Below are 11,232 nucleotides of genomic sequence, written 5' to 3'. Positions count from 1 at the left end.
CTCCGTCGGCCTTCTGCGTCTGCAAGCGGCCAAGCAGGCTCTGGATCCGGCCCAAGGCCTCCTTGGTTCGCACCGCCTTTTCCTGGCTGGCCCCGCCTTCGATATGCGCGCAATGCTCATAAGACAGATGGCGCTGGGACAGTATCTTTTGTGACTGGCACAGCGCGGTTTCAATCAGATCCACATCTTCAACCGTCAGGTCAAAGTTCGGGTTCGGGCGGGTCATCGGAACACTCCTGGTATGTCCATTGGGCCTAAGATTTCGGCCACCCTGCCCCGGATTGCCACGCATGGCAACATTTTTTTCTGTTATTTTTCAATCGCTTAACAGTATACACATATGTGCCATCGCATGCACAGGCACACAATCCGATTTTCCGTCGTGAATACAATCACGTGCAAAGCCGCCTTGACTTGCACCGGCTTTGACCGCAAAACGCGCGGACGAAACACATACCCGCAACCGGGCGTTCTGTGGGCGCCAAACCGACGAGGAGCAGCCAGCCAATGGCCCAAATCTCTCTCACCTTCCCCGATGGCAATGCACGATCCTACGACGCAGGCGTAACCCCTGCGCAGGTGGCCGCTGACATCTCGACCTCGCTGGCCAAAAAGGCCATCTCCGCCACCGTCAACGATCAGCACTGGGATCTGCAGTGGCCGATCGACGGCGACGCCACCATCGCCATCCACACCATGAAGGACGAGGCGCAGGCCAACGAGCTGATCCGCCACGACCTGGCGCACGTCATGGCGCGCGCTGTGCAGGAAATCTGGCCCGACACCAAGGTCACCATCGGCCCGGTGATCGAAAACGGCTGGTACTACGACTTCGACCGTGCGGAACCCTTCACCCCGGAGGATCTCGGCGCCATCGAGAAGAAGATGAAGGAAATCATCAACAAGCGTGATGAGGTCCGCACCGAGGTGTGGGAGCGCGACCGCGCGATCCAGCATTACACCGACAATAATGAGCCCTATAAGGTCGAGCTGATCGAGAGCATCCCGGGCGATGAGCCGCTGCGCATGTACTGGCACGGCGACTGGCAGGACCTGTGCCGCGGCCCGCACCTGCAGCACACCGGCCAGCTGCCGGGCGATGCGTTCAAGCTGATGAGCATCGCGGGCGCCTACTGGCGCGGCGACAGCTCCCGCGCCATGCTGCAGCGGATCTACGGCGTCGCCTTCACCGGCAAGGAAAAGCTGAAGGCGCATCTTCACATGCTGGAGGAGGCCGCCAAGCGCGACCACCGCAAGCTGGGCCGTGAGATGGACCTGTTCCACATGCAGGAAGAAGCCCCGGGCCAGATCTTCTGGCATCCGAACGGCTGGACCGTCTACACCCAGCTGCAGGACTATATGCGCCGCCAGCAGCGCAAGGGCGGCTATGTCGAGGTGAACACCCCGCAGGTGGTCGACCGCAAGCTGTGGGAACGCTCGGGCCACTGGGACAAATACCAGGAGAACATGTTCATCGTCGAGGTTGACGAGGAGCACGCCCGCGAAAAGGCGGTGAACGCACTGAAGCCGATGAACTGCCCCTGCCACGTGGAGATCTTCAAGCAGGGCCTGAAGTCCTACCGCGACCTGCCGCTGCGCATGGCCGAATTCGGCTCCTGCAACCGCTATGAGCCCTCGGGCGCGCTGCACGGCATTATGCGGGTGCGCGGCTTCACCCAGGATGACGCGCATATCTTCTGCTCGGAAGATCAGATCGAGTCCGAGACCGCCACCTTCATCGAATTCTTGTCGACCATCTACAAGGACCTCGGCTTCGAGAAGTTCTCGGTCAAATTCTCCGACCGCCCGGACACCCGCGCCGGTTCCGATGAGGTCTGGGACAAGGCCGAGGCCGCGCTGCTGTCCGCCACCCGCGCCGCTGGAATCGAGCCGGAACTGAACCCGGGCGAAGGCGCCTTCTACGGCCCCAAGCTGGAGTTTGTACTGACCGACGCCATCGGCCGCGACTGGCAGTGCGGCACCCATCAGGTGGACTTTGTGCTGCCGGAGCGCCTGGACGCCACCTATATCGGTGCTGACGGCGCCAAGCACCGCCCGGTCATGCTGCACCGCGCCACCCTGGGCTCTTTTGAGCGTTTCATCGGCATCCTGATCGAGGAACACGCCGGCAAGCTGCCGTTCTGGCTGGCGCCGCGCCAGGTGGTGGTCGCCTCGATCACCTCGGAGGCGGATGACTACGTGATGGAGGTTGTTGCCGAACTGCAAAAGGCCGGCGTGCGCGCCGAGGCCGATATCCGCAACGAGAAGATCAACTACAAGGTCCGCGAACATTCGGTGGGCAAGGTTCCGGTCATTCTCGCCGTCGGCCATCGCGAAGTGGAGGAGCGCACCGTCTCCGTCCGCCGCCTGGGTGAAAAGCAGACCAAGGTCGAGAGCCTCGAAAATGTTACAAAGGCGCTGGCGGCGGAAGCCACCCCGCCGGATCTTCTGTAACAATTCCCCCTATTTTTAACGCAAGCGGCCCCCACTCGGGGGCCGCTTTGTTTCAACCGACATTAAAACGCCTTTAAAGCAAACGGTTAAGTCACTTTCACACACCCCTTCGGGTCACATGCTCTGACGCGGATGTGAGACACGGCCTCGTGACTTAAACTCCGGAAAACCTCGGGTTAGTGTTTCCGTGTCATCACGACACCGCATGTAGAACCGAAAGGAATTCACGAGATGTCGAACACCGCAAAATCCCTGGCCGTTGCGGGTGCCGTAGCCGCCGCTCTGACCGCAGCTTCCACCATCCCCGCCGCCGCCGGCACCAAGGAAAAGTGCTATGGCGTATCGCTGGCAGGCCAGAACGACTGCGCCGCAGGCCCCGGCACCACTTGCGCAGGCACCTCGACCGTCGATTACCAAGGCAACGCCTGGACCCTGGTTGACGCAGGCACCTGCGAAGGCATGGAGCTGCCGGCCATGGCAGACGGCACTGAGCGCAACGGCTCGCTGGAGCCGCTGGAGCGCGACCTGCCGGCATAATCGCCGCTGAAGTTCAGGGGCGGGAGCGCAAACTCCCGCCCCGGCTGCCCCCGTTAACAGGACCCGCCATGCTTGACGCCGCTGCCCATGACAAACTGCCCGCCGCCCCCGGCGTGGGCTACAAGCCGCAGCACTTTGCCCGGATCACCACCGATGCCGGCGCGGTCAAATGGCTGGAAATCCACGCGGAGAACTACATGGGCGACGGCGGCCGCCCGCTGGCGCAGCTGCGCCACCTGGCGGAACGCTTTGCCATGTCGGTGCACGGCGTTGGCCTCTCTATCGGCGGCGTAGGGCCGCTGGATGCAGACCACCTCGCCCGGCTCAAGCATTTGATTGGCTGGCTGAACCCGGCCAGCTTCTCCGAACATCTGGCCTGGTCCACCCACGACAGCCATTTCTATAACGACCTGCTGCCGCTGCCCTACACGGATGCCAGCCTGCAGCGGATCTGCGATCACATCGACGAGGTGCAAGAGACCATCGGGCGGCGGATGCTGCTGGAAAACCCCTCCAGTTACCTCGCCTTTGCAGAAAGCACCTGGTCCGAGCCGGACTTCCTGGCGGAAATCTCCCGCCGCACAGGCTGCGGGCTGCTCCTGGACGTGAACAATGTCTTTGTCTCCGCCACCAACCTCGATTTCTCGCCGCAGGGCTACATCGACGCCTTCCCGCTGGACAAGGTCGGCGAAATCCACCTTGGCGGCCATGACGAGGATGAGGACGGCCAGGGCCGCCCGCTGCTGATCGACAGCCACGGGCGCGCCATTGTGGACCCGGTCTGGGCGCTCTTGGACTATACGCTGGTCAAATCCGGCCCCAAGCCGGTGCTGATCGAATGGGACAACGACGTGCCGGACTGGCCGGTGCTGGAGGCCGAGGCCGCCCGCGCCGCAAAAGCGCTGGAGCGCATCCCGGCATGAGTGTGACCCAGGCAGACTTCACCCGCGCCATGATGGATGCGGGCCAGCCGGTGCCGGACGGCCTCACCGATCATCTGGGCGCGCCTGCGGGCCACCGGTTCAGCGTCTACCGCAACAATGTCGCGGTCTCGCTGACCGAGGCGATGCACAGCGCCTTTCCGGTGATTGCCAAGCTCCTGGGCAAGCAGAACATGGACGGGCTGGCGGGCCTCTACCTGCGCCAGCACCCGCCTTCTTCGCCGCTGATGATGTTCTATGGCGGGCACTTCCCGGCCTTCCTGGAAGGGATGGAGCAACTCAAGCACTTGGGCTACCTCGGCGACGTGGCCCGGCTGGAGCTGGCCTTGCGCCGCGCCTACCACGCCGCCGATGCTGCCCCCATCGCACCGGAGGCGCTCGGCGCGCTGGCGCCCGATACGCTGCTGAACACCCGGCTGGAACTGGCGCCAGCTGTGCAGGTGCTGCGCTCTCCCTGGCCCATTCACGCCATCTGGCGCTACAACACCGAAGACGGCGCGCCCAAGCCTGAACCGCAAGCCCAGGACGTGCTGATCACACGCCCCGAATTCGACCCCATCCCCCAGATCCTGCCGCCCGCCGGCGCGGTCTGGATCAGCGCCCTGATGGCGGGCGCAACCATCGGCGAAGCGACGGAACACGCCGCCGCCGAAGACGAAGCATTCGACCTCGGCGCTACGCTGGCCCTGCTGTTGCAGGGCGGCGCGGTAACCGGTCTGGACAGCAAAGGGTAAGACCATGCACGCACTTGTCTCCACGTACTATTCCATCACCAGCAAGGCCGACAGAACGTCGGACTTCCTGGTCCCGACCCTGGCACGGCTGGTTTTCGCGGCCGTCCTCCTGGTCTATTACTGGAACTCCGCCGGGCTGAAGATCGACGGTTCTATCTTCACGCCTTCGGCCGGCGCTTTCGGGCAGATCTTCCCCAAGGCGGCTGAGGAGGTCCTCTATGACGTCTCCCAGATGAATATCTTCCAGCGGCTGGTGATCTTTGCCGGCACCGTCGCTGAATATGTGCTGCCCGCGCTGATCCTGATCGGTCTTCTGACCCGCCTGGCCGCGCTTGGCACCATCGGATTCATCTGGGTGCAGACCCTGGTCGATGTCACCGGCCACGGCGTCAAGCTTGGCAGCCTGTTCGACAACAGCATCGGCCTGATCGACCAGCGTGTGATGTGGACCTTCCTGCTGCTTGTGCTGGTGGTCAAGGGCGCAGGCCCGCTGTCCCTCGACGCGCTGCTGCGGCGGGTGGCCAAACCGGCCGCTGCCTGACCTGCCCTGCCAGGCAAAGAACAAGGCGCCCTGCCCCGGCAGCGGCGCCATTTTCCGTCCCTTGGCAGGCGTCAGAAATGCGCCTTGGGCTCGTCCGGCTGACCCGCGGCCAGCGCCATCAGCCCGGCAGTGACGGCAAAGCTGATCGGGAAGATGGTAAAGACATTAAAGCCGAACCCCCCATACATGCCAGCGGCCGAGCCCAGCAGCAGCACGCCGCCCCACAGGGCCCGCGCCCGCGCCATTGCACCGCCGGCAATCGCCAGCAGCGGCGACAGCACTGCCAGCAGCCGCAGCTGCTGCACATTGCCGACCTGTTCCGCCAGCCCCTCAACCTCGCCGAAATGCTCAACCGCTGCGGTGTAGCCGTAACCGAAAAAACCCACGATCATGCCGAAAATTCCGGCGACAATCCCCAGAACCAGGGCTGCATTGCGCATCTTTATTCTCCCAAAACCTGCCGTACCGACATAGTCAGCCGGTCAAGCAGCACCAAGGGCGGCCCGCGTGTTCTGATCCCAACCAAGGAATAATTCCCCGTCGCGCTCGATCAGCGGCCGCTTCATCAGCGCCGGATGCGTCCGCAGCAGGGCCAGCGGTTCACCGCCCCGCTCCGCCTCGCTGAGCCCGCGCCAGGTGGTTGACCGCGTATTCACCAGCTTGGCACCGAATTCAGCATAGGCCGCCTCCAGCAAGCCGTCCGGCATTCCATCCGCGCGGATATCGACCAAACTGGAATCCGGCAATTGTTTCAAAGCCTTGCGGCAGGTATCGCAGTTTTTAAGCCCGTAGATTTTCATGCTTCCCCCTATGTCCCGCAAAGCGGCGAACACAATTTATGGTAGAATTCACCAGTTTCTCTTGATTTTCATGCATCCCGTGCAACACTCAAGGTTGTCCGGCCTCGCCTTGCAGAACGACCCAAGGAACCGGCCGGATGCCCTGGGCAGCCCCCAAGGCAGAGTGCAAAGTAGAAGGAGACACGGGAAATGCCAAGCGGCACCGTGAAGTGGTTTAACACCACCAAGGGGTATGGGTTTATTGAACCCGATGAAGGCGGCAAGGATGTGTTCGTGCACATTTCAGCGGTGGAGCGGTCGGGCATGACCGGCCTCGCCGACAATATGAAAGTCGGCTACGAGCTGTCCGAAGGCCGCGACGGCCGGAAAATGGCTGCAGAGCTTAAAGCGCTTTGATCAATTGATTACGCACTGCGCCCGGACTTGGGCTGGGCGCAGGCACTGACGGGCCGGGGATATTGCCCCTGTCACGCCCGCCGCAGATATTCGACCATCAGGCAGGCCGGATCGCTGTCCCGCAGGACCGTCTCACCGGCCTTGATCCAATTGTGCGGATCGAACTCCGGGAAAAAGGCATCCGCCTCTGCAATGGTCAAATCCACCTCGGTGATCAGCAGCCGGTCCGCCATGCCCAGCATCCCGCGGTAGATCCCCTCACCGCCAATGCCGTAGACGCGCCGGTACCCCTGCGCATGGGCCTCTTCCACCGCCGCTTCGATTGACGGCAGCACAATATCTGCCGCCTCGGGGTTCGAGGACACCACCAAGTTCAGCCGGTTCTTCAAGGGTTTCACCGGCAGGCTGTCCCAGGTGTTGCGGCCCATGATGATGGCGCCGCCCAGGGTCTCGCGCTGAAACGCCTTCAAATCCTCCGGCGCAAACCAGGGGATATCATTGTCCTTGCCGATGGCCCCGTTGCGCGCCCGCGCAGCGATCAGGGTAATCATGGATGTTTTCCTTTGAAATCAGACCGCAACCGGCGCTTTGATGCCCGGATCCGGGTCATAGTTCAGGATCTCGAAATCCTCGTACTTGAACTCGAAGATCGAGCTGACCTGCCGCTTGATCCGCAGCTGCGGCAGCGGCTTGGGGCTGCGCGACAGCTGCAGCTTCACCTGCTCCACATGGTTGGAATAGATATGCGCATCGCCCATCGTATGCACGAAATCCCCCGCCTCGTATCCGGTTACATGCGCCAGCATGGCCAGCAGCAGCGCATAAGAGGCGATGTTGAACGGCACGCCCAGAAACATGTCGGCGGACCGCTGGTACAGCTGCAAATGCATCTTGCCGCCCGCAACCCGCACCTGCCACAGCGTGTGGCACGGCGGCAGCGCCATGTCCGGCACGTCCGCCGGGTTCCAGGCCGAAACGATCAGGCGGCGGCTGTCGGGGCTCTTGCGGATCATCTCCACCAGATCCGCGATCTGATCGACACTGCCCGCCCGGTACAGCGGCTCATCCCCGGTGGTGCCTTCGGCCAGCTTCAGCTTGGGAAAGCGGCGCCACTGGTGGCCGTAAACCGGACCCAGATCGCCGTTCTCATCGGCCCATTCGTCCCAGATCGAAACGCCGTTTTCCTTCAGGTAACGGATGTTGGTGTCCCCCGACAGGAACCACAGCAACTCATGGATGATCGACCGCAGATGCAGCTTCTTGGTGGTGACCAGCGGAAACCCGTCGGCCAGGCTGTAGCGCGCCTGCATCCCGAAACAGCTCAGCGTGCCGGTGCCGGTGCGGTCGTCCGACGGTACGCCATTGTCCAGAATATGGCGCAGCTGATCCAGATAATGCTGCATGGAGCCCCCCCTGGCTTTGCCCTGAATGTCACGTCCCGGAATACCCCCTGCACCGCCAGCCGCCAAGAGCAAAAATCACCTTTGCGCCTGCCCCGCAGCACAAGATATGCTCAGACCGACCCCAAAAAGACCTATATACAGGTAGCGCATCCGCCACGGTTGCGCCGGAAACAGAAGTGTTCAATTGACTTTGCCACGGCCGCGCCCGATGGTGGCGCAAAACGATAAAGATATTGAGGTAAAGGCAGATGAGGCGCTTTTGGCTAGGGATCGCGGCGGCGTCCGCGCTGTCCGCGTGCGGCGGGGGCAACCCGTTTACCACCGGGACAGATGATCCGGATGACGTCACCGGCACGATCCCGGAAGCTGTTGCAAACGATCTCGACAGCGTCAGCTACAATCCCGCAAGCCAGACCCTGACCGTGACTGGCGTCAGCTTGGACGAAACGCCCTTCTCCGCCACCTACGTGCGCAAGCCGTCACTGGACCGCAACGGCTACGAGGCCTACACGGTTCAGGATTCTTCGCTCGACCGCCACTCCACCGCCTATGCGCGCGAGATCGAGGGCGGGTATGCTGTTGTTGTCGCAACGGGCGGTCAGTTCGGCTATTATTTCGCCGGCGCCAACTACGGCCGCAGCGGCGCTTATTCCGCGCCCGTCACAGATCAGCCCTCCGGCGGTCTCGTCAGCTACGCAGGGTCCTACGTCGGCCTTTTGAATACCGCCGGCAGCGGCGAGGACCTGCTGCCCGTGACGCCCGGCACTCCAACCGACGTGCTGCCGTCGCAAGCCGCCGAAATCACTGGCGATGTTCTGGTCAACGCAGACTTCACCGACAATGTGGTCAATGGCCTGATCTACAACCGCGCCGTCAGGGATGACGGATCAGTGTCGCCGACAAATCTGGAACTGGCGCCGACTGCCATTGCTTCGGACGGCACGTTCTCCGGTTCGGCAACGATCGGGCAGCAATCTGTCGGCGAATATGGCGGTGTGTTCTCCGGAACGAATGCCGCGTCGGTCGCCGGCGGTGTCCACGCCACCGGCCATATCACCGAATACGGTTCGGATATCGAGGAATACGGCGTCTTTGTGCTTGGCCAATGCGGGGGCGCCAGCAGCGACCCGCTTTGCGACCAGCCGACGCCTTAAATCATGCGGAAGGCAGCCGCCGCCGCGCTGCTGGGACTGGGGCTGTGTTCTGCGCAGCCCCAAGCGCAGGAAACCGGACGGCAACAGGCTCACCTGTCGCTCCAGCAGGGACATATTCTGGCGGTGCACGCCTTGAATTCCGGCAACCCGCAGCTGGCGCTGCGGCTGTCGGACGCGCTGCTGCAGGCCGACCGCAAGAACCACCTGGCCTGGCATCTTCAGGCCGCCGCCTATGCCCAGGCCGGCCAGCCCGCCAGGGGCCGCAAATCCGCCGCCCGCGCCTTCCGCTTTGCCCCCGACGACGCCACCAAGTACCAGATGGCCCAGCTTGCCTCGCGGCTGGCCTTTCAGGGCGGCAGCCCGGTGCTGTCGCAGTACTGGCTGCGCCGCACGGCCGTTTACGCGCCCGACAGCAAAGCCGAAGAGCTGATCGCCAAGGACTATCAGGCGCTGCGCCGCATCAGCCCCTGGACCTTCCGGCTGAGCGGCGGGCTGAAGCCATCGAACAACGTGAACAACGGCTCTGACGCCGCGACGCAGGAAATCGACGGGCTGTCCTCGCATGAAAACAGGTTCGGGCCGCGGGCGATTGCGCTGTCCGGCCTCACCGGCACCCTTGATGCCGGCATAACCCGCCGCCTGCGCCAGAGCGACACCAGCCTGACCACGCTCAGCGGACGCCTTTACGTGCAGCGCGTGGCCCTGTCCTCCAGCGCCAAGGCAAAGGCGGCAGACCTTGCAGCCCGCACCATGACCACAGCACCGCGGAACTCGGAATTCGGATCCACCTACGGCGAGATCACCCTCAGCCACGCCTTCGCCGCCGGGCCTGCAGACAAGGGCGGCAACGCCCGGATCGCCCTCACTGCCGCCACCTCCTGGTACGGCGGGCAGCGAAACTACAATCTTGCAAAACTGTCTGCCGCCCGCAGCTGGGCCCTCTCGCCCCGCAGCCGCCTCACCCTCAACGGCAGCGCCGAGCACCGGCTGGATCCGCGCCTGAAAAGCCTGGAAGCCGATGTCTTCGGCCTTGGGGCGTCGCTGTCGCGCAAGCTCGAAAACGGCGACAGCCTCAGCTTCACCCTCGGCCTGCGCGACACCCGGGCAAACAGCGTGAACTCCAGCGGCCATACCGCCACCGTTCACGTCGGCTATGCCTTCGGGCAGCTGGTCGGCCCTGCCAGGATCAGCACCGGCCTGATTTTGGGAACCGCGGATTACCCCGACCACACCTTCTTTGACGGCAGCGACTGGCAGCCCATCCCGGGCGGCCGCCAGGACCATTCCGTCTATGCCGATCTGAACCTGTTCTTCGAAGACTACGACTATGCAGGCTTTGCGCCGATGCTGCGGGTCCGGGCCGGCAAGCGCAGCTCCAACCACAGCCGCTTTGACAGTTCGGAATTCTCCGTCTCGCTGGGGATCGAGTCAAAATTCTAAGACCGCCCCGGCGCTTTTGCTGGCCTTCGCGCCGTGGCCCGCTAAAGTCCCTGACAGCGATAACAGGAGACCCCCATGCCCCTCAAATACCTGCACACCATGGTCCGGGTGAAGGATCTGGAGAAATCCATGGCTTTCTATGAACTGCTGGGCCTCAAGGAGACCCGCCGCTGGGAAAACGAACAGGGCCGCTTCACCCTGATCTTCATGGCACCGCCGGGCCAGGAGGAAACCCCGCTGGAGCTGACCTACAACTGGGATGGCGACGACGCGCTGCCCGATGACAGCCGCCATTTCGGCCATCTCGCCTATGGGGTGGACGATATCTATGCCACTTGCCAGCACCTGATGGACAATGGCGTCACTATCAACCGGCCGCCGCGCGACGGGCATATGGCCTTTGTGCGCTCGCCCGACAATGTGTCGATCGAGCTGCTGCAGAACGGCGACTCGCTGGCCCCGGCGGAACCTTGGGCGAGCATGGAAAACACCGGCCACTGGTAAGAGCCGGCAGGCCGCGGGGCCCGGCAGGGCCCCGGGTGCGGCCTGTGTTTTGGATCGGCTTAAAAGAAATCAGCCCTCCGGCTTGCACCGGAGGGCGATCAGGCGGCTTCGCACGCCGCGCTTCTGTCCGGACCGTCACGCCCGGCGGTTCTGGTATCCGAACGTCAGCGTCACTTGCGTGCGCTTTCCTGCGATGCAGGGGCTGCCGCCATCGGGACCGTCATCGTCCTCCTCTTCTCCATCATCAAGCAGGGCCGCCTGCATATCCTCCAGATCGGCGCTGTGCAGAAAGCCCGCGCCGCTCAGCGGATGGGTGAACTGGAACATT

The 11,232-nt window shown here is 63.3% G+C and carries 15 protein-coding genes; 9 read left to right on the top strand and 6 right to left on the bottom strand.

All coding sequences use genetic code 11. From position 1 onward, the window contains the following. Positions 1-226, bottom strand: a 226-nt coding sequence (locus ACTRWG_RS12810; protein WP_462829390.1) for a hypothetical protein, incomplete at its 3' end; no start/stop codon positions are given. A gap of 281 nt (positions 227-507) precedes the next feature. On the opposite strand from ACTRWG_RS12810, the gene thrS reads away from it, so the two are divergent. The 5 genes from thrS (at position 508) to ACTRWG_RS12785 (ending at position 5,207) form a co-directional block, all read left to right on the top strand. Next, positions 508-2,454 carry a threonine--tRNA ligase gene (gene thrS / locus ACTRWG_RS12805; protein ID WP_027238095.1) on the top strand — a complete coding sequence of 649 codons (1,947 nt, stop codon included), beginning with the start codon at positions 508-510 and terminating at the stop codon, positions 2,452-2,454. A gap of 231 nt (positions 2,455-2,685) precedes the next feature. Further along, positions 2,686-2,991, top strand: a complete 306-nt coding sequence (locus ACTRWG_RS12800) for a BufA1 family periplasmic bufferin-type metallophore (protein ID WP_027238096.1) — start codon at positions 2,686-2,688, stop codon at positions 2,989-2,991. A gap of 68 nt (positions 2,992-3,059) precedes the next feature. Beyond that, a complete protein-coding gene (bufB, locus tag ACTRWG_RS12795; RefSeq protein ID WP_462829389.1) occupies positions 3,060-3,914 on the top strand; it encodes an MNIO family bufferin maturase in 855 nt (284 codons plus the stop codon). Further along, a complete protein-coding gene (locus ACTRWG_RS12790; protein ID WP_462829388.1) occupies positions 3,911-4,666 on the top strand; it encodes an HvfC/BufC N-terminal domain-containing protein in 756 nt (251 codons plus the stop codon). Before bufB ends, ACTRWG_RS12790 begins: the two co-directional genes overlap by 4 nt. 4 nt (positions 4,667-4,670) lie before the next feature. Then, complete coding sequence (locus ACTRWG_RS12785) at positions 4,671-5,207, top strand: DoxX family protein (protein WP_027238099.1); 537 nt, start codon at positions 4,671-4,673, stop codon at positions 5,205-5,207. A 71-nt stretch (positions 5,208-5,278) separates the two neighbouring features. Here the strand turns inward: ACTRWG_RS12785 and ACTRWG_RS12780 are convergent, their stop codons facing one another. Next, on the bottom strand, positions 5,279-5,647 hold the full coding sequence (locus tag ACTRWG_RS12780) for a hypothetical protein (protein ID WP_027238100.1): 369 nt from the start codon (positions 5,645-5,647) through the stop codon (positions 5,279-5,281). Positions 5,648-5,689: 42 nt separating this feature from the next. Continuing rightward, positions 5,690-6,007 (bottom strand): arsenate reductase family protein, encoded by a 318-nt coding sequence (locus tag ACTRWG_RS12775; protein ID WP_027238101.1) that lies wholly within the window; start codon positions 6,005-6,007, stop codon positions 5,690-5,692. Positions 6,008-6,196: 189 nt separating this feature from the next. On the opposite strand from ACTRWG_RS12775, the gene ACTRWG_RS12770 reads away from it, so the two are divergent. Further along, positions 6,197-6,403, top strand: a complete 207-nt coding sequence (locus ACTRWG_RS12770) for a cold-shock protein (protein WP_027238102.1) — start codon at positions 6,197-6,199, stop codon at positions 6,401-6,403. A 71-nt stretch (positions 6,404-6,474) separates the two neighbouring features. On the opposite strand, the gene ACTRWG_RS12765 is transcribed toward ACTRWG_RS12770, so the two are convergent. Beyond that, positions 6,475-6,954 (bottom strand): dihydrofolate reductase, encoded by a 480-nt coding sequence (locus ACTRWG_RS12765; protein WP_462829387.1) that lies wholly within the window; start codon positions 6,952-6,954, stop codon positions 6,475-6,477. 18 nt (positions 6,955-6,972) lie between these two features. After that, positions 6,973-7,806, bottom strand: a complete 834-nt coding sequence (locus tag ACTRWG_RS12760; RefSeq protein ID WP_462829386.1) for a thymidylate synthase — start codon at positions 7,804-7,806, stop codon at positions 6,973-6,975. 248 nt (positions 7,807-8,054) lie between these two features. Between ACTRWG_RS12760 and ACTRWG_RS12755 the strand changes: the two genes are divergently transcribed. The 3 genes from ACTRWG_RS12755 to ACTRWG_RS12745 all read left to right on the top strand — a co-directional run bounded on the left by ACTRWG_RS12755 (position 8,055) and on the right by ACTRWG_RS12745 (position 10,904). After that, positions 8,055-8,960, top strand: a complete 906-nt coding sequence (locus ACTRWG_RS12755) for a hypothetical protein (RefSeq protein ID WP_027238105.1) — start codon at positions 8,055-8,057, stop codon at positions 8,958-8,960. 3 nt (positions 8,961-8,963) lie between these two features. Beyond that, positions 8,964-10,400, top strand: coding sequence for a porin family protein (locus tag ACTRWG_RS12750; RefSeq protein WP_462829385.1), 1,437 nt, complete (start codon positions 8,964-8,966; stop codon positions 10,398-10,400). 75 nt (positions 10,401-10,475) lie between these two features. Then, complete coding sequence (locus ACTRWG_RS12745) at positions 10,476-10,904, top strand: VOC family protein (RefSeq protein WP_027238107.1); 429 nt, start codon at positions 10,476-10,478, stop codon at positions 10,902-10,904. A 135-nt stretch (positions 10,905-11,039) separates the two neighbouring features. Here the strand turns inward: ACTRWG_RS12745 and ACTRWG_RS12740 are convergent, their stop codons facing one another. Beyond that, positions 11,040-11,231, bottom strand: coding sequence for a hypothetical protein (locus ACTRWG_RS12740; protein ID WP_027238108.1), 192 nt, complete (start codon positions 11,229-11,231; stop codon positions 11,040-11,042). Between the last annotated feature and the right edge of the window lies 1 nt (position 11,232).

It is taken from the genome of Leisingera sp. G5_S3_59_S7 (genome assembly GCF_054968485.1).
Note: the sequence above shows the minus strand (reverse complement) of the source record. Positions and strands in the feature narration are given on the sequence as shown.